Below are 22420 nucleotides of genomic sequence, written 5' to 3'. Positions count from 1 at the left end.
GCGCCATCCATGCTGTCTTTGTCTGTCCTTGGAGAACCCGCCATGAAATCCCGTGCCGCCGTCGCCTTTGGTCCCGGCCAGCCGCTGCAGATCGTCGAAATCGACGTCGCCCCGCCGAAGGCTGGCGAAGTGCTGGTGAAGATCACCCACACCGGTGTCTGCCACACCGATGCCTTCACCCTGTCCGGCGATGACCCGGAAGGCCTGTTCCCGGTGGTGCTGGGCCATGAAGGCGCCGGCATCGTGGTGGAAGTGGGCGAGGGCGTGACCAGCGTGAAGCCGGGCGACCACGTGATTCCGCTGTACACCGCCGAGTGCGGCGAATGCCTGTTCTGCAAGAGCGGCAAGACCAACCTGTGCGTGTCGGTGCGCGCTACCCAGGGCAAGGGCGTGATGCCCGACGGCACCAGCCGCTTCAGCTACAACGGCGAACCGATCTACCACTACATGGGCTGCTCGACCTTCAGCGAGTACACCGTGGTGGCCGAAGTGTCGCTGGCCAAGATCAACCCGGAAGCGAACCCGGAACACGTCTGCCTGCTGGGCTGCGGCGTGACCACCGGCATCGGCGCGGTGCACAACACCGCCAAGGTGCAGGAAGGCGACAGCGTGGCCGTGTTCGGCCTGGGCGGCATCGGCCTGGCGGTCATCCAGGGTGCCCGCCAGGCCAAGGCCGGCCGCATCATCGCGGTGGACACCAACCCGTCCAAGTTCGAGCTGGCGCGCGAATTCGGCGCCACCGACTGCATCAACCCGAAGGACTTCGACAAGCCGATCCAGCAGGTCATCGTGGAAATGACCACCTGGGGCGTGGACCACAGCTTCGAGTGCATCGGCAACACCAGCGTGATGCGTGCGGCGCTGGAATGCGCGCACCGCGGCTGGGGCCAGAGCGTGGTGATCGGCGTGGCCGGCGCCGGCCAGGAAATCTCCACCCGTCCGTTCCAGCTGGTGACCGGCCGCAAGTGGATGGGCACCGCCTTCGGCGGCGTGAAGGGCCGCAGCCAGCTGCCGGGCATGGTGGAAGACGCGATGAAGGGCGATATCGAACTGGCCCCGTTCGTCACCCACACCATGGACCTGGACAAGATCAACGAAGCCTTCGACCTGATGCACGAAGGCAAGTCGATCCGTTCGGTCGTCCACTACTGAACCACGCCAGGCGGCAGGCCGCGCGCCTGCCGCCACCGGGAGCACTCCATGGAACGCATTGAACACCGTGCCTGTTTCGGCGGCTGGCAGGATGTCTATCGCCACACGTCCACCACGCTGGGCTGCGACATGCAGTTCGCCGTGTACCTGCCGCCGCAGGCGGCCACGCAGAAACTGCCGGTGCTGTACTGGCTGAGCGGCCTGACCTGCACCGAACAGAACGTGATCACCAAGGCTGGCGCGCAGCGTTACGCCGCCGAACACGGGGTGATCCTGGTGGCCCCCGATACCAGCCCGCGCGGTGACGACGTGGCCGATGCCGAAGGCTACGACCTGGGCAAGGGCGCAGGCTTCTATCTCAACGCCACCGAACAGCCATGGGCACGGCACTACCGCATGCACGACTACGTGGTGCAGGAGCTGCCGGCGCTGATCGAGGCGCACTTCCCGGCGACCGATGCGCGTGCCATCAGCGGCCATTCGATGGGGGGCCATGGCGCGCTGGTGCTGGCGCTGCGCAATCCCGGCCGCTACCGCAGCGTGTCGGCGTTTTCGCCGATCGTGGCACCCAGCCAGGTGCCGTGGGGCGAAAAGGCCTTCACCGCCTATCTGGGCGACGACCGTGCGGCCTGGGCGCAGTGGGATGCCACCGCGCTGATCGCCGGTGCCAGCGAGCGCCTGCCGCTGCTGGTGGACCAGGGCGATGCCGATGAGTTCCTGCAGACCCAGTTGCAGCCGCAGCGCCTGCAGCAGGCATGCGAAGCGGTGGGCCACCCGCTGACCCTGCGCCTGCAGCCGGGCTACGACCATAGCTATTACTTCATCGCCAGCTTCATTGGCGAGCACATCGCGCACCACGCCAAGGCACTGCGCGGCTGAGGCGAATGCGGCGGGGGAGATAAGAACGCGGCGGTGCTGAGGCGTAGAGTCGAGCTTGCTCGACTGGCGTGGAAAATCAGTCGAGCAAGCTCGACTCTACCGAAGCGGGGCTGTCGAGCGCGCTCGACTCCACCCGGTGCGGCCGGGTTTTCGGCAGTCGATCACGCCCCGCTGGCGGGGCAACGCGCTATGGTGCGCACAGACGGCTTGCCGATGGGGGATCCATGCCGGTAGTGCTTGCGCTGCTGTACGTGCTCTGCCACGGGGTGGTCGTGGCGTTCTGGCCGGGGCCGGCCGGGGAAGGTTCGTTCGTGTTCCTGACCGCCGCGCCGGTGCTGGCGGCGATGGCCTGCCTGTGGCGCGCGCGGCGTGACCGGGCGGCGCTGGGCTGGCGGGCCACCGCATTGGCGCTGCTGCTGTGGGCCGGCGGCATGGCGGTGAACATGGCCGATGCGATCGGTGCCGGGCGTGCCGATCTGACCCCGCGGGTCAGCCTGCTGCTGTATGTGATCTATGGCGTGCCGCTGGTGTTCATCCTGGCCCGCGCCCGCCGCGAGCGCTGGACCATCAGCACCATCGACGGCCTGATGGCGGCGCTGCTGGGCGTGCTGTTCTTCGTGCACACCCTGTCCTTCGCCGACCGCATCAACGTCGATGACACGGCCATGGCCAACATGCGCCGCATGTTCGACATCCAGAACCTGTGCATTGCTGCGTTCGCCTGCGTGCGCTGGCTGGCCGGCGACGTGCCCGAACGGCGCAGCTTCTTCCGCGCGCTGGCGCTGTATGCGCTGCTCTATCTGGGCGTGGCGTACTACATCAACCATTTCACCGCCGAACAGTCCTTCGGTGCCTACAACGACCTGCTGATCGACGTGCCGTTCCTGCTGCTGGCGGTGCTGGCCCTGCGCCAGGCGCCGGCCCCCGGCGGCGTGCTGCACCCGCGCCTGTCGCGGCTGGTCCAGGCCGGTGGACCGATGATCCTGCCGCTGCTGCTGCTGGTGGTCGGGGCGCTGGTGGTGGACCACGCGCGCCCGCTGGCGCTGGCCGGCTTCGTGGTCGCTACGCTGGGTTTCAGCCTGCGCAGCACCCTGCTGCAGATCGACCTGCTGGAAGCGCAGGCACGGCTGGACCAGCTGGCGCGGCAGGACGGCCTGACCGGCGTAGCCAATCGCCGCCAGTTCGATGCGGCGCTGACCAGCGAGTGGAACCGGGCCCGCCGCAGTGGCACCGAAGTGGGCCTGCTGCTGGTGGACATCGACCATTTCAAAGCGTTCAACGACCAGCACGGGCACCCCGCTGGCGACCGCTGCCTGCAGGCCGTGGCCGCGGTGCTGCAGGCCACCGCCAACCGCGCGGCCGACACCGTGGCGCGCTATGGCGGCGAGGAATTCGCGGTGATCGTGCCCGGTACCAGCGTGGAGGGCGTGCTGGCGCTGGCCGAGCGCCTGCGCGTGGCAGTGCAGGCGCTGCAGCTGCCGGAAGGGCGGGTCAGCATCAGCGTGGGGGTGGGGTTCGCCCATCCGCCGGTGATGGCCACGGCCGAACAGTTGCTGGCCCACGCCGATGCGGGTCTGTACGCGGCCAAGCGGGGCGGCCGCAACCAGGTGGCTGCGCTGCCGTCCGGGCCGATGGGCTTCAGCTTCGCCCGGTAGTGGCCAACCAAGGTTGGCACCTACCAGGGCGGGGCATGAACCCGGTAGTGGCCAACCTTGGTTGGCCGCCTTTCCCGGAAGTGCCAACCAAGGTTGGCACCTACCAGGGCAGGCTGGTCAACCGCCGCGTATTGATGGCCGTTTACCAAGGCAGGGCATGAACCCGGTAGTGGGTGAAGGCCGGGCGCCTGTGGGATACTGCCGCCGAATGTGCGGATGATCACATTCGGGCGGGGAGCCCGGATCACCACTGGCGGAATGGGGAAAGGACGATGGCCACGGTGTTCACCGAGGAGCCGGCGCGGCCGGCGGCCGATGCCACGGTACTGCTGCAGCGCTGGCGACGCGGCGACGCGGCCGCGCTGGATGCACTGATGGAACTGCTGTACGGCACGCTGCGGGCGATGGCGGCGGCGCGCGTATCGGCGCGCGGCGGTGATCGCACCCTGCGCCCCACCGCATTGGTGAACGAAGCGCTGCTGCGCCTGCTCGACAGCCGTGCCGACCCGCAGGACCGCCAGCACTTCCTGGCACTGGCCGCGCTGAAGATGCGCGGCGTGGTGGCCGACCATGCGCGCGCGCTGGGCGCGGTCAAGCGCGGTGGCGGCCAGGTTGCGCTGACCCTGTCGGCGGTCGATCACGAAGCGCTGCCGGCGATGACCCTGCAGCAGGATCTGTTCGCGCTGGACCAGGCGTTGCTGCAACTGGAAACCCAGGACCCGCGCGCGGCCCGCGCGGTGCAGTGCATGTACTTCGCCGGCATGGACCGTGAGGCCATCGCCGAAGTGCTGGAGATTTCCGTGCCCACGGTCGACCGTGACCTGCGCTTTGCCCGTGCCTGGCTCAACAGCCAGCTGGGCAGCACGGCCTGAGCACGGCCATGCAGCAGGCCGCGCACTGGGGGCAACTGCGTGAACTGTTCGATGCGGTGTGTGAGCTGCCGCGGGAACAGTGGGGCCCGGCATTGGCGGCGCGCAGCAGCAATGCCGCGTTGATTGCCGAGGTCACCCGGCTGCTGCACGCACAGACCGATGAGCTGATGCGGGTGCGTGCGCCGCTGGAGCGGCTGGCCGAAGACATCGCGCGGCCGGAAGTGCAGGTGGGCGATTGCCTGGGCCCGTGGCGGCTGACCGCACTGCTGGCCGAAGGCGGCATGGGTGCGGTGTTCAGCGCCGAACGTGCCGATGCCCTGTACCGCCGCACGGTGGCGGTGAAGGTGCTGCCCAGCCCGATGGCACCAGCGCTGCGCGCGCACCTGCTGGCCGAGCAGCAGATCCTGGCCGACCTGCAGCACCCGGGCGTTGCGCGCCTGTACGACGCAGGCGAAACGCCGTCGGGTAATCCATACCTGGTGATGGAGCACGTGGCCGGCCTGCCGCTTGACCGCTATCTGCAGGCGCACGCGCCGCCGCTGCGGCAACGTCTGGCGCTGTTCGTGCAGATCTGCCGCATCGTGCAGTTCGCCCACGCACAGCTGGTGGTGCACTGTGACCTGAAGCCGTCCAACGTGCTGGTGGATGACCAGGGCCGGCCGGTGCTGCTGGACTTCGGCGTGGCGCGACTGCTGGGGCAACCGACCGACGAGTCGGCCGACGACGGGCTGCCACGCTACGTCACCCCGGCCTACGCCAGCCCCGAGTTGCTGGGCGGCCAGCGTGTGGGCGTGGCCAGCGATGTGTTCAGCCTGGGTGCCATGCTGGCGGAAACAAGCAGTGGGCAACGCGTGCTGCGCCCGTTGCAGGGCGAGCCGGTGGCGGTGCCTCTACCCAGCGCGCTGGCCCGCACGGCACGCGAACGGCGCGCGCTGCGCGGCCCGTTGGATGCGATCGTGGCACGGGCCTGCGCGATGGTGCCCGAACAACGCTACGCCACCGTGGAAGCGCTGGCCGACGATGTGGAGCGCTATCTGGCATTCCGCCCGGTGCGCGCCGGGCACAGCGGCGCACTGCAGCAGACGCGCTTGTTCCTGCGCCGCAACTGGCGCAGCAGCGTGGCCGCCGCCGGCGTGGTGCTGGTGGTGGCAGGGCTGCTGGTCAGGCTGGACATGGCCGGGCGCGAATCGGCGCGCAACGCCGATATCGCCAACCGCACCAGCGATTTCCTGGTGGCGTCCTTCGATGTGCTGGACCCGGGCACCCGTGGCGGCGCGGCCACCTCGGAACTGAGTGCGCGCGAGCTGCTGGACCAGAGCGTACGCCGCCTGCAGGCCACGCCTACGATGCAGCCGGTGCTGCGTGCGCGGCTGCAGGTGGTGCTGGGCCGCGCCTACATGAATCTGGGCCAGCCGCAGCAGGCCGAGACGCTGTTGCAACAGGGCGCGCAGGCGCTGGCGGCGGCCGGCGCGGCCGATCTGCGCGATGCCGCGCTGGCCTATGCCGACCTGGCCACCCTGCAGGACCAGGCGCGGCAGCGCGACGCAGCCGCGCGCAGCGCCAGCCAGGCCGCTGCGCTGCTGGCCACGGCCACGGCGCCCGATGCGTTGGCACGCGCGCGGGTACTGGCCGTGCAGGCGCAGGTGCGCAGCCGAAGTGCAGGCGGCACCCAGCCGGCCGTGGCCATGTTCACCCAAGCGCTGGGCATGCTGGATGACCAGCACACGCTGGATGCGCGCCGGGTGCGTTCCAGCCTTCGCCGGCAGCTGGCCAGCGTGCAGGCCGCGACCGGCGCATTGCTGGCCGCCGAGCAAACCCTGCGTGCGGCGATCAACGACGATGGTGGCGTCGGTGGTGAAGGCATCGATTACCAGAAGGACCTGCAGCTGCTGTCGCAGGTGCTGTTCGACCAGGGCCGCATCGATCCTGCGCTGCAGGTGATGGAACGCAACCTGGAACTGACCCGGCACATCTACGGTGAACAGAGCAGTTTCACCGCCAGCGCCGAAAGCGCACTGGCCGGGCAGTACCTGGATCTCGGGCGCTACGAAAGCTCGGACCGCCACTTCCGCCACAGCCTGCAGATCAGCGCGGCGATCGACGGCGTGGACAGTTTCGCCTACGCCCGCAAGCTGTTTGCGCACGGCATCATGAAGGAAGCCTACGGCGATACGGCGGCAGCCGAGGCGCTGTACCGGCAGGCGCTGGACCGCCACCAGCGCTTGCTGGGTGCCGACCAGGGCGAAACGCTGGACGTGGAAATGGTGCTGGCGCGGCTGCTGATGCGGGTGGGCCAGCTGCAGGCATCCGACGCGCTGCTGCAGCGCGTGGGCCGGGTCTGGCGGCGCCAGTCCGACCCGGCCAGCCCGGACCGGCAGTCACTGCGCCTGGTGGAAATCGAGTGGATGACCCGCAGTGGCAACCTGGTGGCCGCACGCACCGCGCTGGATGCGTTCCGCGCGCAGCATCCTTCACCGTCGTCGTCGCTGGCGCTGCGCCAGACCATGCAGGAGGCCCTGTTGGCCCAGCGCAGCGGCGCGGCCGATGCGGCCGAACGTGCCGGGGAAGTCGTGCGCGAGTTCTCGCGGCTGTACGGCGCCGATTCGGTGGCCACGGCCAAGTGGCGCATTCCCTACGCCGAAACCCTGACTGACGCGGGCCACATCGCGCAGGCGCGCGCCGAGGTGAAGCGGGCCCAGCCCCGCCTGGGCGAAATCTACGCGGGGTCTGAGTTCAATACGCGCATGCATGCGCTGGCCCAGCGCTGGGCCCAGGGCACGACGGCTGTCGCCCCGCCGCCGGTCGGGGAGAGCGCTGCCCCCTGACGGCCCCCTGTTCACAAACGAAAGTATGAACCATTCATAATTTTCGCAATTTTGTGTGATGGGAATCCCGTTTCTTTTCCGGTTGCTCTGGTGAGACCCCGCGTATGCCCCGCGGTCGGGTCGCTTTCACTCGCCTCCGGATGCTCCCATGAACAAGATCTACAAGCTGGTTTTCAACGCTGCCCTCGGCGTTGTCCAGGTCGTTTCCGAAACTGCCCGCAAGCCCGGCCGCCTGTCGGCAGGGGGCGCTGCCGTCGGCCTGCGCCGTGACGTGCTGGCCATGGCGCTGGCGTTGGGTCTGGGGCTGCTGCCGGGGCTGGCGCTGGCGGCCAACTATTCGATCCGCAATCCGGATGGCAGCTATTCCACGGTCGACCTGATCCTGACCAGCGAAGTGGCCGGCGAAACCAATGACGATGGCGATGTGATCGCCTCGCGCAAGGTGGGCGTGATCGCCACCGATGGCAGCAACGATTACCTGGTGCGCGACATCAAGGGCCTGGGCAGCAGCGTGCTGATCGCCAGTTCCGGCACCGGCGTGGAAACCGATGGCACCGGACAGGCGCAGTCGGTGACGGTGGTGGGCTACCGGCTGGCCGGCAGCCCCGGCACCACCACCCGCGATGTGGTGTTCAACAGCAGCAGCGGCCGCTGGGAAAACAGCAACGGCGATGCGGTGACCATCCTGGCCATGGTTTACGGCAGCACGTCCACCGACGACGAGGGCAACCTGACGGTGACCGAGAACGGCACCGTGGACGTGGCCACGCGCATGCTGGCCGATGGCGATGGCCCCGACCCCACCGACAGCTACGGCAGCGGCACGCTGGTGAAGGTGACGCGGGTGGGCAGCAAGGGCAGCAAGGGCCGCACCGGTGCCCTGTTCGTACCGGCCAAGGCCGGTGGCAACGGCGGCCGTGGGCCCGACATCACCCTGGGCCCGGGCCAGGATTCCAAGCTGCAGATCAACGACACGGTCACCATCAGCAATGGCAACCCCGGCATCCTGATCACCAGCACCGGCGGCAATGGCGGCAACGGCGGCAGCATCTATCTGTCCACCTCCAAGGCCAAGCCCGGCGGTGATGGTGGCTCGGGCGGCAACGTGGATGTCACCGTGGCCGGTTCCGGCAGGATCATCACCACGGCGTCCGGCGGCACGCCGGCGCCGGGCATCGCGGTGCAGAGCCGCTCCGGCCAGGGTGGCGATGGTGGCAATTCCTACGCCGGTGGTGGCGCCGGCGGTGGCGGTGGCACCAAGCAGGGCGGTGACGTGTCACTGACCAGTTCGGTGAACGTGGAAACCCATGGCGCCGATTCGGCCGCGCTGCTGGTGCAGTCGCTGGGCGGCGGTGGTGGCAGCGGCGGCAATTCCTATGGCCTGTTCCCCACGGCGGGCGCCAGCGGTGGTGCCGGTGGCCACGGCGGCAAGGTGACGGTGAACAACAGCGGCACGCTGGTGACCGACGGCGCCGGTTCGGCGGGCATCAACGCGCAATCGATCGGTGGCACCGGCGGCAACGGCGGCACCACCGTGGCGCTGGTGGTGCTGGGCAGTGACAGCAGTTCGATTGGTGGCAACGGCGGCGCGGTGGAGGTGTTCAACAGCGGGGCGATCAGCACCGGCGGCACGGGGTCCGATGGCATTTCCGCGCAGTCGATCGGCGGCGGCGGTGGCCGCGCTGGTACCCAGATCGGTCTGGTCACCCTGGGTGGCAGCAGTGGCGCCGGCGGCAACGGTGGTGCGGTCGCGGTCGACAACGACGGCAACATCACCACCCGTGGCGCCGATGCCAACGGCATCCTGGCGCAGTCGATCGGCGGCGGCGGTGGCAAGGCGGGGTTGAGTGCGGCGCTGGCCGCGCTGGGGTCGTCCGGTGGCGATGCCGGTACCGGCGGCACCGTGCGCGTGGACAACAGCGGGCGCATCCTGACCCTGGGCGAGCGCGCGATGGGCATCCTGGCGCAATCGATCGGTGGTGGTGGCGGCACCGGCGGCAGCAGCCTGGGCGTGTTCGCGCTGGGCGGCGATGGCGGCAAGGGCGGCAATGCCGGCGATGTCAGCGTGACCCACAGCGGCAGCATCGAAACCCACGGCACGTCCGCCGATGGCATCCTGGCGCAGTCCATTGGTGGCGGTGGCGGCAACGGCGGCGGCGCCAGCGCGGTGGCACCGTTCATTGCGTTTGCCTTCGGTGGCAGTGGTGACAACGGCGGCACTGCCGGCAAGGTCTCCACCACGCTGGTGGATGGCGGCAGCATCCTGACCCAGGGCAGCAACGCGGCCGGCGTGCGCCTGCAGTCGATCGGCGGCGGCGGTGGCAACGGCGGCAGCGCTACCGCGGTGTCGGTGGGCGTTGTCGTACCGATCAGCCTCAGTGCTTCCTACGGCGGTTCCGGCGCGGCGGGCGGCAATGGCGGCGTGGTGGAACTGCAGGGCAACGCCGATGTCACCACCCATGGCAACAACGCCGATGGCCTGTACGTGGCCTCGATTGGTGGCGGTGGCGGCAGCGGTGGCAACGCGCTCGGTGTTGCATTGACCGGCGGCAACGCCTTCGCGGTGAGTTTGAACAGCAGCAAGGGCGGCAGCGGTGCCGGTGGCGGCGACGGCGGCACGGTCACCGTCGACAGCGGCGGCACGCGCGGTTCGATCTGGACCGCGGGCGATTTTTCCAACGGTCTGGTGGCGCAGAGCATCGGCGGCGGTGGTGGCTCCGGGGGGGATGCCATCGGCGTGACCGGTGCGGCCAGCGGCGGCATTTCGCTCACCGTGTCGTCCACCCTGGGCGGTACCGGCGGTGCCGGCGGCAAAGGCGGTGATGTCGATGTCACCTACAGCGGGGACATCACCACCGGCGGCACCAGCACGCTCAACACCGATGCCAGCGGGCAGGGTGCAGTGGGCGCGCTGATCCAATCCGTGGGTGGCGGCGGTGGCAGTGGTGGCAGCGTGGTGTCGGTGGCTGCCGGCCTGGGCGCTACCGCCATCAACATCGGCCAGAGCCTGGGCGGCAGCGGCGGTGATGGTGGCAACGGTGGCCGCGTAGATGCCGTACTGGACAGCAGCATCTGGACCGGCGGCGACGATGCGGTGGGTGCGCTGATCCAATCGGTGGGCGGCGGTGGCGGCAACAGCGGCAACAAGATCGACGTGGGCGTGGCGGTGGCGGGCGGCACCGCGCAGTTGTCGCTGGGCATCGGCGCGACCGGCCTGAGCAGCACCGGCGGCAATGGCAGCAACGGCGGCATCGTCACTGGCGACTACCGCGGTGAAGTGACCACGCTGGGGCAGCGCGCCAGTGGCGTGGTGATGCAGTCGATCGGCGGCGGTGGCGGCAACGGTGGTTTCACCGTGGATGCCGACGTGTCGGTGAGCGCAGCGCTTTCGCTGCAGGGCACGCTGTCCATCGGTGCATCCGGGGGCGAGGGCGGCAATGGTGGCGCGGTCACCGGTGCGGTGGATGCCACGGTGATCACCGCCGGCGACCAGGCCACCGGCGTGCTGCTGCAGTCGGTGGGCGGTGGCGGTGGCAGCGGTGGCTTCGATGTGGCCGTGGGCCTGCAGACCGCGGTGATTTCCGGTGCCACTGTCGGCGCCACCATGGGGCTGGGCGGTGACGGTGGCGACGGCGGGGATGGCGGCGCGGTCAGTGGCCAGTTCGCCGGCAGCGCATCGACGCTGGGCGCGCAGTCCGATGCCTACGTGGTGCAGTCGCTGGGCGGCGGTGGCGGCAACGGTGGTTTCGCCGTGGCCGGTGGTCTGGCGATCAGCAATGGCGCAGCGGCGCAGGCCGCCATCGGCATCGGCGGCAGTGGCGGCAAGGGCGGCAATGGCAGCAGCGCGCATGCGGAACTGGACGGCCTGCTGCAGACCTTCGGGGCACAGTCCACCGGCATGCTGGTGCAGTCGGTGGGCGGTGGCGGCGGCAACGGTGCCTTCAGCGTGGGGGGCGCCCTGACCATCGGCAGCACTGGTGCAGGTTCGGCATCGGTGGGCATCGGTGGCAACGGCGGTGACGGCGGTACCGCGGGCGCGGTCAGCGCCACCTTCAACGACAGCACGGTGCTGACCGAAGGTGCCGGCTCGGGCGGCGTGGTGCTGCAGTCGATCGGCGGCGGTGGTGGCAACGGTGGTTTCAGCGTGGGCGGTGGGGTCACCGTCAGCACGGTGGCGGTGAGTGCGTCGGTGGGCCTGGGCGGCACGGGCGGCTCGGGCGGCGTGGCCGGCAGCGTACGTGCCGATGCCACTGATCTGCAGGTGCAGACCTTGGGTGACGGTGCTACCGGCATGCTGCTGCAGTCGGTCGGTGGTGGTGGCGGCAACGGCGGCTTCGTGGTGGCCGGGGGCATCAGTGCCGGTGCGGCATCGGGCGCAGTGTCGGTCGGTATTGGCGGCAATGGTGGCGATGGCGGGCGCGCCGGCGCGGTAACCGCCGATCTGCGCGGCGGTTCGGTCTACACCGTGGGCGACAACGCCTCGGCACTGGTGCTGCAGTCCATCGGCGGCGGCGGTGGCAACGGCGGCTTCAACATCAGCGGTTCGCTGGCCGCCGGCATGGGCAGTGCTGCGGTCAGCGTCGGCCTGGGTGGCAACGGTGGCAGCGGCAACACCGGTGGGCGCGTTATCGGCTACGTCGATCAGGACGTGCAGACCGACGGCGATGATTCCACCGGGGTGCTGGCGCAGTCGGTAGGCGGTGGCGGCGGTAACGGCGGCTTCAACGTGGCGGCCGGCATCAGTGCGTCGGCCAGTGGCGGTGCGGCGGTGTCGGTGGGCCTGGGGGGCAGTGGCGGCAGTGGTGGCAATGCGTCCACCGTGCAGCTGGAAAAGCACGGCAGCGTGCTGACCCGCGGTGATCGTGCCGACGCCGTGGTGGCGCAGTCCATTGGTGGCGGTGGCGGCAACGGGGGCTTCAATGTGACCGGCAGCCTGGCCGCCAGCGGTGGCGGTGCCGGCAGCGTGTCGGTGGGCCTGGGCGGCACCGGTGGCACCGGCGGTACCGGCGCCGCGGTGGGCCTGACCCAGGTCGGTCGTGTTGCCACCGAAGGCGGGCAGTCGCTGGGTCTGCTGGCGCAGTCGATCGGCGGCGGCGGCGGCAACGGTGGCTTCAACGTCAGTGGTGCATTGACCGCCAGCGGCGGTGCCGGCGGTTCGGTGTCGGTGGGCCTGGGGGGCAGCGGTGGCGACGGCGGCAGCGCCGGCGCGGTGACCGTGGACAGTACCGGCCTGGTGTCCACCGAAGGCGACGGCAGCCATGGTGCGCTGGCGCAATCGCTGGGCGGTGGTGGCGGCAACGGCGCCTTCAACATCAGCGGTGGGCTGACTGCCACCGGCAGTGCCGGTGGCTCGGTCACCGTGGGCCTGGGCGGCAACGGCGGCCAAGGGGGCAGCGCCGGCAACGTGCGCGCCACGTTGCAAGCGGCTGCGCCGGACGGTTCGGCCGACGACGGCCGGGTGCTGGCCACGCTGGGCGACGGTGCCTCGGGTCTGGTCGCGCAGTCGATCGGCGGCGGCGGTGGCAACGGTGGCTTCAGCGTGCAGGGCGCGCTGACCGCCAGTGGCGGTACCTCCGGTTCGGTCAGCGTGGGCCTGGGCGGCAACGGCGGTGACGGCGGCAGTGCTGGTGCGGTGGACGGCAGCACCGTGGGCCTGGTCACCACCGCAGGCAATGACAGCCATGGCGTGCTGTTGCAGTCGCTGGGTGGTGGCGGTGGCAACGGCGGCTTCAACGTGAGTGGCAGCCTGACCGCGACGGCGGGCTCGGGCGGTTCGATCAGCGTGGGGTTGGGCGGCAACGGCGGCCAAGGGGGCCTGGCTGGCAACGTGACCGGCAGTGTGCGCGCGCTGGCACAGAAAGAGGGCTATGCGGTGATCACCGAAGGCGACGACGCCATGGGAGTGGTGGCGCAGTCCATTGGTGGCGGCGGTGGCAACGGCGGCTTCGTGGTCGGTGGCGCGCTGACCGCCTCGGCCGGCAATTCCGGTGCCATCGGCGTGGGTGTGGGCGGGCGTGGTGGCAGCGGCAATACCGCAGGCGATGTGCACGTGGACGTGGAAGGCCATGTGCAGACCGCCGGTGATGGCGCGCAGGGCATCCTGCAGCAGTCCATCGGCGGCGGCGGTGGCAACGGCGGCATGACCATCGCCGGTGCACTCAACGCCAGCGCCTCCAACGGCGGCAGCATCGCCATCGGCGTGGGCGGCAGTGGCGGCAGCGGTGGCGATGGCGGCGCCGTGAGCGGCAGCCTGGTCGGCAACGTGGTGACCGCCGGTAGCGATGCCGGTGCGGTGACCTACCAGAGCCTGGGCGGTGGCGGCGGCAACGGCGGCATGACCATCGCCGGCAGCCTGGCCGCGTCGGGCAACGGCAGCGGCAATGTCAGCGCCAGCATCGGCATCGGGGGCAGCGGCGGCACCGGCGGTACCGGCGGTGATGTGCAGGCCGATCTGGACGGCACGCTTTCCACGTTGGGCGACGGTGCGTGGGGCGGTCTGTTCCAGTCGATCGGTGGCGGCGGTGGCAATGGCGGCATGACCATCGCCGGTGCGCTGACCGTGGCCGCCTCGGCACAGAATCAGTTGGCGGTGAGCGTGGGTATCGGCGGCAGCGGTGGCAGCGGCGGCACGGCCGGCGATGTGCAGGTGAACCACACCGGCAATGTGAGTACGTCGGGCAACGATGCGCAGGGCATGGTGCTGCAGTCGCTGGGTGGCGGTGGCGGCAATGGCGGGCTGACCGTGAGCGGTGCCGGCGGCATCAACCTGGGCGATGGCTCGCGCAATCTGGCGGTGTCGGTGGGCGTGGGCGGCAACGGCGGCAGCGGTGGCAGCGCCGGCGATGTCAGCGGCACGCTGGAAGGGGACTACTTCACCGCGGGGAATGGATCGACGGCCGTGCTGGCGCAGAGCCTGGGCGGCGGTGGCGGCAACGGTGGCATCACCGTGGCCGGCAGCATCAGTGCCAGCCTGGGCGACAACGGCGTGGCCAGCATCGGCATCGGTGGCACCGGCGGCAGTGGCAATACCGCCGGCGATGTCAGTCTGCTGCGCCAGGGCAGCACCGTGACCGAAGGTGAGCGCGCAGACGCCATCGTCGCGCAGTCCATCGGCGGTGGTGGCGGCAACGGCGGCATGACCATTGCCGGTGCGCTCAGTCTGGGCGACAGCCGCAACGGCAGCGTGGTGGTGGGCGTGGGCGGCAAGGGCGGCAGCGGTGCCACGGCCGGGGATGTGAGCGTGGATGTGCTCGGCACGGTGGCCGCGCTGGGTGGACTGGGCGACGTGCTCACGCTCGGCAACGGCAGCGCCTTCCAGGTCGATGCCAGCGATCTGTCCAAGGGTTCCAGCGGCATCGTCGCGCAGTCCATCGGCGGTGGTGGCGGCAATGGTGGCATCAACATCCAGGGCGGCCTGGCGGTCGATCCGACGGCGGTGTTCGGCGGTGGCAGCAGCGGCGGTGGCAGTGGCGGATCGTCCGGCGGTGGCAGCGGCAACAGCTCCACCAGCGTCGGCATCGTGCTGGGCATCGGCGGCAATGGTGGTACCGGTGGCCATGCCGGCAAGGTGGCGGTGAACGTGGGCCCGGAAGACACCGACACACCGGTGGTGGTCGCCATCGGTGATGAGCAGTCGGCCATCCTGGCGCAATCCATCGGTGGCGGTGGCGGCAACGGTGGCATCAACATCGGTGCAGCGGTCAGCACCGGCAGCAGCATCACCGTGGGTCTGGGCGGCAACGGTGCCGATGCCGGCCGCGGCAACGATGTGCAGGTCGATGCCAGCGCCGATGTGTTCGCCTTCGGCGATCACGCACGCGGCATCCTGGCGCAGTCGATCGGTGGCGGCGGTGGCGCCGGTGGCATCAACATCAGCGCGGCACTCAGCAAGCCCTCGTCGCAGAACAGCGCTTCGCTGGTGGTGGGGCTGGGCGGGTCCGGCGGTACCGGCAACACCAGTGGCGTGGTGGACGTGACCCACATGGGCAGTATCAACGTGGTGGGCAGCCATGCCAGCGCACTGCTGGCGCAGTCGATCGGCGGTGGTGGCGGTGCCGGTGGGCAGAACATTTCCGCCTCTGCCAGCCAGGGCGCGCAGCGCCTGGCGGTGTCGGCCGGCATTGGCGGCGACGGCGCCGAGGGCGGCGATGCCGGTGCGGTGTACGTGCAAAGTGGCGGCGGCGACATGTTCGTCAATGCCAATGGGGCCGACGAGGTGGCGCAGGGCGGCACCGGCATCCTGGCGCAGTCGATCGGTGGCGGTGGTGGTGCCGGCGGTGGCAGCATCAGCGGTCTGTATTCGTCGGCGCAGGTGCCGATCAGCATCGGTATCGGCGGCACCGGTGGCAGCGGCGGCAATGCCGGCGCCGTCAGCGTGCTGCGGGGTGATGCGGCGGCCTGGGGCAGCGGCACGACGCCGGCGCTGAACCTGTTCGTGGGCGGCGACCATGCCACCGGCATCCTGGCGCAGTCGATCGGCGGTGGCGGCGGCAACGGTGGCGGCACCCTGGTGCTGGAAAAGCATTCCGACAGTTCGGGTTCCGGCTCAGGTTCGGGCTCGGGTTCGGGCAGCGGCACGGGCACTGGAAATGGCAGCGGCAACCAGCAGCGCACCACGGTGGCGGCCAGCCTGCAGATCGGCGGCGGTGGCGCCGGTGCCGGCAGTGGCGCCGCGGTGGAGGTGACCAGCATCGGCAACATCATCACCGACGGCCTGGCGTCGTCGGCCATCGTGGCGCAGTCGATTGGCGGTGGCGGCGGCAACGCCGGCCAGAACGTGCGCAAGGCCAGTGGCCTGGATGATGTGGATGTGGGCCTGAAGGTCGCGCTGGGCGGTGCGGCCGGTGCGGCCGGCACCGGGGGCGATGTGACGGTGCGCAGCCAGGGCAATCTGCTGACTGCGGGTGCATCGGCTTACGCGATCCTGGCGCAGTCGATCGGTGGCGGTGGCGGCAACGCGGCGGTGGACAACACCGGCGATGCGGCGGGCCAGAACAGCCTGGCCTTCACCCTGGGCCGCCAGGGCGGCGGAGGCGGCAGCGCCGGTACCGTGCAGGTAGCGCTGGAACAGGGCGTGCTGCAGACCGCCGGTGACGGTGCAACGGCGGTGCTGGCGCAGTCCATCGGTGGTGGCGGCGGTACCTCCAGCAGCACGTCGGTGGCCGTGGCGGTGGCCGGGTCCAGTGGCAGTTCCGGCGGCAGCTCGGGCGGCGGCACGGGTTCTGGAACGGGCACGGGCACGGGCACGGGCGGCAGCAGCAACAGCGCCGATGAACCCGATGCACTGGCGCTGGATATCAGCCTGGGCGTGGCCGGTGGCAAGGGCGCCGCCGGCGGCGCGGTGGTGGTCAGCAGCGTGGCCGATTCGCAGATCCTGACCAGCGGCGACGACGCGCGCGGCATCGTCACGCAGTCGGTGGGCGGCGGCGGTGGCACCGGCGGCAGTGCGGCCAGCAAGGGCGGCACCGCGACCGTGGCAGTGAACCTGGCACTGGGCGGTGCCGGCGGTGAAGCCGCCACCGGCGGCCGCGTCGACCTGGACCTGGGCGGCGTGATCGAGACCCGTGGCGACCGCGCCGACGGCGTGCTGGCGCAGTCCATCGGCGGTGGTGGTGGTCTGGCGGGTTCGGCTTCGGCGACCTCCACGTTCAAGCAGGGCGGCACGGGCAGCGGCCAGGGCAGCGGCAGCGGTGGAAGTACCGGCGGCAGCAACAACAGCAGCGGCTCTGGCACCAGCGACGCGGCCACCAGTGTGGCGCTGAACCTGGCCCTGGGCGGGCAGGGCGGCGACGGTGCGACCGGCGGTGATGTGAGCGTGGCCCACGGTGGCACGGTGATCACCTGGGGCGACGACGCGGTGGGCATCAATGCCCAGTCCGTCGGCGGCGGTGGCGGTGTGGGCGGCCAGAGTTCGGCCAAGGGTGAAGCGTCGGCCAGCAGCGCACTGACCCTGGTGATGGGCAACATCGCGCTGTCCGGCGCGGGCGGCACCGGTGCATCCGGTGGCGCGGTAAGCGTGGAAAACAGCGGTCGCGTACAGACGGCGGGCGCGCGCTCGGTGGGTATCGGCGCATTGTCGGTCGGCGGTGGCGGCGGCAGTGGCGGGGTGGCATCCAGCGAATCGAAGGTGGACACCGACAAGGACGAGACCGGTTCAACCACGGTGTCGTTGCAGCTGGCGCTGGGTGGCAGCGGCGGTGATGGCGGTGTCGGCGGCGACGTGGCCGTGTTCAACGTGGCCACGGCCGGCCGTGACGATGCACCGGTGGTATTGACCCTGGGTGACAGCGCGCACGGCATTCACGCGCGCTCGATCGGCGGCGGTGGCGGTGATGCCGCGATGGCGTCCAGCCGCAGCGCGCAGAGCGGGGGCGGCACGGCGGTATCGCTGGACCTGGCATTGGGCGGCAGCGGTGGCACCGGCAACACCGGCGGCAACGTGCAGGTGCGCAACGAGGGTTACGTGATCACCGGCGGTGACACCGCCCATGGCGTGTTCGCGCAGTCCATCGGTGGCGGTGGCGGCAGTGCCGGGGTGACCGTGGCCGACGCGGCCAGTGCCGGTGAAGGCAGCATGGGCCTGGCACTGGCGCTGGGCGGCGAAGGAGGCAGCGGCGCCGCCGCCGGCAACGTGCAGGTGGACAACAGCGGTTGGATCAGCACCGTTGGCGCACGAGCATTCGCGATCTTCGCCCAGTCGGTGGGCGGTGGTGGCGGCGATACCGCACTGACCCTGGCCAACCGCAACGAGGTGGACAGTGGTGATGAGGATGCCGACAGCAGCACGGGCAACAGCAACAACAGCCAGGCGCAGCAGGGCAGTGGCGCGCTGCAGTTGAACCTGGCACTGGGCGGCAGCGCCGGCGACGGCGGTACCGGTGGCAATGTGAGCGTGAGCAACCGGGTGCAGGCCGGCGTGGCCGACAGCGGGGTGATAAGCACCACGGGTGAGGGCGCACACGGCATCTTCGCCCAATCCATCGGCGGCGGCGGCGGCAGCGCGTCGCTCACCGTGGCCAGCGTGGCCAATGCCGTGGAAGGTGCGACGTCGCTGAACCTGGCGCTGGGCGGGCAGGCTGGCAGCGGCAACCGCGCCGGCAGCGTGGAGGTGATCAATGACGGCCTGGTGCAGACCCGTGGTGACGCGGCCTACGGCATCCTGGCGCAATCCATCGGCGGCGGTGGTGGTGATGGCGGCCAGTCGGTGGCCATGACCGCAGCGGCGCTGCAGGGCGGTGCGGTGGATGCCAGTGTGCTGGCCGGTCTGTCCGGTGCAGCGAATCTGTTCGCAGGCAACAGCGGCGACTACTTCATGGCCGTGGGTGGCCACGGCGGTGATGGCGGCGACGGCGGCGATGTGCGGGTGGTCAACAACGGCCGCATCGTTACCTTCGGCGCCGATGCCGATGGCATCGTGGCGCAGTCGATCGGTGGCGGCGGCGGCAACAGCCGCCTGGGCTTCGGCAGCATCGATGGCGGTGGCGGCCTGTCGCTGGCCGGGGTGCTGCTCAGCCAGCTGGGCGGCAGCAACCTGGACGGTGGCGGCAAGGCCGGCACGGTCTCCGTGGAAAACAATGGCAGCATCAGCGTGTCGGGTGCCGGTGCGGTGGCCGTGCGCACGCAGGCCATCAACGGTGGCGGCGGCGTGCTCGACCAGACGTTCACCGGTGTGGATCTGTCTGCGGCAGCGGCGGATGCGGGAACTGGCAGCAGCGCAGCGTCCGGCATCGGCAGTGTGCTGGGCAGCCTGCTGGGCAGCCGGGATGCCACCAACACCAGCGGCGGTGATGTGGATGCCGGATCGAAGGGCGACTACGCCATCGCCGGTGACTTCTCGCTGGGCGAACTGACCCAGTCGATCGGTGGCGGTGGTGGCAGCAGCCTGACCCGCGTGCTGGGCGGTACCGACAGCGTCGCGCCGCGCGTGGCGTTCACTGCGGCCAGCGCCGGCAATGGCCTGTCGCAGGCCCTCGCGCAGGCGCAGCCGACGGCACCGGCGCTGGTGTTCGCCGCCAGCCTGGGTGCAATCGGCGGCAGCAACAACAACGGTGGTGCACTGCGCCTGAGCCACGACGGCATGATGCTGCTGGAAGGCAGCCAGGGCGTGCTGGCCCTGCACCAGTCCATTGGTGGCGGCGGTGGCGAAATCCGCGCGCAGCTGGAAGGCGGCGGTAGCGCCGTGCAGCTGCAGTTGCAGATGGGCGCCAGCGGCGCGCAGGACAGCCGGGGTGGCGCGCTGGCGTACACGCAGCGCGGGGATGTGGCCGTGGCCGGGCAGGACACGCAGGGGCTGCTGCTGCAGAGCATCGGTGGCGGTGGTGGCGTGGCGCGGGTGAGCCTGGATGCACCGGGTGCGGCGCAGGCGCAGGCGCGATTGGGGGCCGACGGCGGTGCCGGACTGGATGCCGGAGCCGTGGACATGCAGGTGGCCGGCAATGTGCTGGACCTGTCGGCCAATTCGGTCGCCCTGCTGGCGCAGTCGATCGGCGCCGGTGGTGGCATGGCCCTGTTGTCGCAGGGCATCGGCGCCGATGTGCAGTTCGGCGCACGCAATGGCGCGCAGGGCGATGGCGCTGCGGTCAGCATGGATGTGCAGGGCAGTGTGGTCACCACCGGCGACAACAGCTTGGGCGTGGTGGCGCAGTCCATCGGCGGCGGCGGTGGTCTGCTGATGCAGTCCGCTGACACTGCCGCCATCGGGCTTTCCGCCGACAACCAGGGCGATGCCGGTGCGGTCAGCGTGCAGGTGCAGGGCGATGTGCTGGGCCTGGGCGCGCGCAGCGTGGGCGTGCTGGCGCAATCCATTGCCGGCGGCGGTGGCTGGGTGGCCGGGGTGGGCTCGGCGGCTGCGGGCGGGCAGGGCAGCGCAGCCGCGGTGCGCGTGGCGGTGAGCGGCGATGTGCTGCAGAGCGGCACCGACGCGGTGGGCGTGCAGGCTGCCAGCCTGGGCCGCGATGGCCGCGGCAACATCGACGTCGCCCTGGCCGGTGCCGTGCGCGGTGGCAGCGGTGCCGGCGCGGGCGTGGTGATCGAAGGCGGCGCCGACAACCACATCGTGGTCGAGCGTTCGCTGTCGTCGGTGTCGACGCTGGCTGCGTTGGCCGGTGAAGGCAACGACCTGTTGCAGAACCAAGGCAGCCTGTACGGCAATGTCGACCTGGGCAACGGCAGCAATCGGCTGTTGAACGAAGCCGGCGCACGCCTGGTCACCTATGACCGCCTAGCCATCGGCCAGGGCAGTGGCGTGGCCGCGCTGACCAGCGCAACGTCGGGCACGTTGGTGAACCGTGGCGATCTGCATTTCGGCCTGGCCGCACCGCAGTTCCCGATCGATCTGGCCGCCGGTGCGGTGCATGCCAACGTGGATGATGCAGCGGCCGCAGCGGACAACCTGCTGCTGGGCGCACGGGTGATCAGCCAGGTCGCCCTGACCGGCAACTTCGTGCAGGAGAGTAGCGGTGCGCTGTACATGGATGTGGCGTTCGGTTCGCCAGCGTCTGATCGCCTGATCGCAACCGGCTCGGTTGCGCTGGCCGGCACCGGCTACTTCACCCTGGCCTCGTTGTCGAACGCACAGTGGTTGCCGATCCTGTCGGCCGCGCAGGGCAGCCGCGATGATGGCTTCCAGATGCAGGACACGCTGGCGCTGACCTTCAAGGCCAGCTACCGCGCCGATGGCGTGCACCTGTCCTACGATCCGCACTTCCAGCAGGCGTGGCTGCGCGACAACCAGAATGCGCTGGCGGCGCACATGAACAGCGCACTGCTGACTGGCAGCAGCGATGGCATTGGTCGCCTGATGGCCCTGCTGGGCAACTACAAGGCCGGTGATGAAGCTGCCTACCGGCAGGTGTTCGACCTGATCAACGCCGATGGCCTGGGCTCTACGCTGTACAACCAGGTGCAGGTGCAGCGCGGGTTTACCGGCAGCCTGTTCGGGTGTGGCCGTACGCTGGAAGACGGCCGCTGCGTGTGGGGCGGCATCAGCAGCTACGATGCGCACCGCGATCGCACCGCTGCCGATCTGCCGATTTCGCTGTCAGGCAGCTACGCGCGCTTCGGCATCGATGGCACCCTGCAGGGACCCTGGTCGATTTCCACCGCGTTCGAGTTCGACCACTTCTCGCAGATCAGCGTGGACGATGGCCAGACCCGCAGTCGCGGTCGTGGCGTGAACCTGGGCGTGGGCTTCGAGCACGATGTGGACAACGTGCAGAGCCGCCTGAGCCTGGCCGCTGGCTGGTCGTGGTATGACACCACACGGTTGTCGCCGGTGTTCGACGACAACGCACAGGCCACATCGTCACCGCGCACCGGCTACGTGAGCCTGGGCGCAGGCATCGGCACGCGCCTGGGCAGTGGCGGCTGGTCGCTGCAGCCGCGGGTGGACGCGCGCTACACCCTGCTGCACCACGACGGCCTGCGCGAACAGGGCATGGGAGACATCGGCTATCGCGCGGGTGCCCACAACCAGAGCCTGTTCTCCGTGGTGCCCAGCGTGAAGCTGGGTTACGAGCAGGCAGTTGCGAAGAGCCGTTTCGGTGTGTCCACCCAGGTGGCCTACGAAGTGTCCACGCGCACTGCAGTGAACCTGCCGGTGTCGCTGATCGGGGCCAATGCCGATGCCAGCGCCGCCGACATCCAGATTCCGATTGCCAGCCCGGCACTGAACTGGCGTTCGCGCCTGTACTACGGCAACGAGCGGGTGACGGTGGGCATGCAATACGGCGTGCAGCACGGCAGCCGCGTGGGGGGCGAAGTGTATGGCGTGGACCTGCGGGTGAAGTTCTGAGGTAGTGGCCAACCTTGGTTCGCCGTCTACCAGCGCAGCGCATGAACCCGGTAGTGGCCAACCTTGGTTGGCCGCCGTTCCCGGAAGTGCCAACCAAGGTTGGCACCTACCAGAGCCGGGCATGAACCCACGAACGCCAACCAAGGTTGGCACCTACCAGAGCGGTGCATGAAACCGGTAGTGGCCAACCTTGGTTGGCCGTCGTTCCGATGAGTGCCAACCAAGGTTGGCACCTACCAGAGCCGG

The 22420-nt window shown here is 70.1% G+C and carries 6 protein-coding genes; all 6 read left to right on the top strand.

From position 1 onward, the window contains the following. Positions 1-42: 42 nt before the first annotated feature. The 6 genes from C1930_RS16745 (at position 43) to C1930_RS16720 (ending at position 22174) form a co-directional block, all read left to right on the top strand. Positions 43-1152 carry an S-(hydroxymethyl)glutathione dehydrogenase/class III alcohol dehydrogenase gene (locus C1930_RS16745; protein ID WP_108754128.1) on the top strand — a complete coding sequence of 370 codons (1110 nt, stop codon included), beginning with the start codon at positions 43-45 and terminating at the stop codon, positions 1150-1152. A 48-nt stretch (positions 1153-1200) separates the two neighbouring features. After that, a complete protein-coding gene (gene fghA, locus C1930_RS16740) occupies positions 1201-2031 on the top strand; it encodes an S-formylglutathione hydrolase (RefSeq protein WP_108757139.1) in 831 nt (276 codons plus the stop codon). A 224-nt stretch (positions 2032-2255) separates the two neighbouring features. Further along, positions 2256-3686: a GGDEF domain-containing protein gene (locus C1930_RS16735; protein ID WP_108754126.1), complete on the top strand. Its 1431-nt coding sequence runs from the start codon at positions 2256-2258 to the stop codon at positions 3684-3686. Positions 3687-3958: 272 nt separating this feature from the next. Continuing rightward, positions 3959-4558, top strand: a complete 600-nt coding sequence (locus tag C1930_RS16730; protein WP_108772231.1) for an ECF-type sigma factor — start codon at positions 3959-3961, stop codon at positions 4556-4558. 8 nt (positions 4559-4566) lie between these two features. Beyond that, a complete protein-coding gene (locus C1930_RS16725; RefSeq protein WP_108772230.1) occupies positions 4567-7383 on the top strand; it encodes a serine/threonine-protein kinase in 2817 nt (938 codons plus the stop codon). Positions 7384-7531: 148 nt separating this feature from the next. After that, positions 7532-22174 (top strand): ESPR-type extended signal peptide-containing protein, encoded by a 14643-nt coding sequence (locus C1930_RS16720; RefSeq protein ID WP_108772229.1) that lies wholly within the window; start codon positions 7532-7534, stop codon positions 22172-22174. Positions 22175-22420: the final 246 nt, after the last annotated feature.

Source organism: Stenotrophomonas sp. SAU14A_NAIMI4_8 (genome assembly GCF_003086695.1).
Classification (GTDB): Bacteria; Pseudomonadota; Gammaproteobacteria; order Xanthomonadales; family Xanthomonadaceae; genus Stenotrophomonas.
This window is presented reverse-complemented; position numbering and strand designations above follow the sequence as displayed.

Bases quoted from the DNA above. Each gene is read 5' to 3' on its own strand.
- C1930_RS16745 (WP_108754128.1), top strand. From the start codon at position 43: ATGAAATCCCGTGCCGCCGTCGCCTTTGGTCCCGGCCAGCCGCTGCAG.
- fghA (WP_108757139.1), top strand. From the start codon at position 1,201: ATGGAACGCATTGAACACCGTGCCTGTTTCGGCGGCTGGCAGGATGTC.
- C1930_RS16735 (WP_108754126.1), top strand. From the start codon at position 2,256: ATGCCGGTAGTGCTTGCGCTGCTGTACGTGCTCTGCCACGGGGTGGTC.
- C1930_RS16730 (WP_108772231.1), top strand. From the start codon at position 3,959: ATGGCCACGGTGTTCACCGAGGAGCCGGCGCGGCCGGCGGCCGATGCC.
- C1930_RS16725 (WP_108772230.1), top strand. From the start codon at position 4,567: ATGCAGCAGGCCGCGCACTGGGGGCAACTGCGTGAACTGTTCGATGCG.
- C1930_RS16720 (WP_108772229.1), top strand. From the start codon at position 7,532: ATGAACAAGATCTACAAGCTGGTTTTCAACGCTGCCCTCGGCGTTGTC.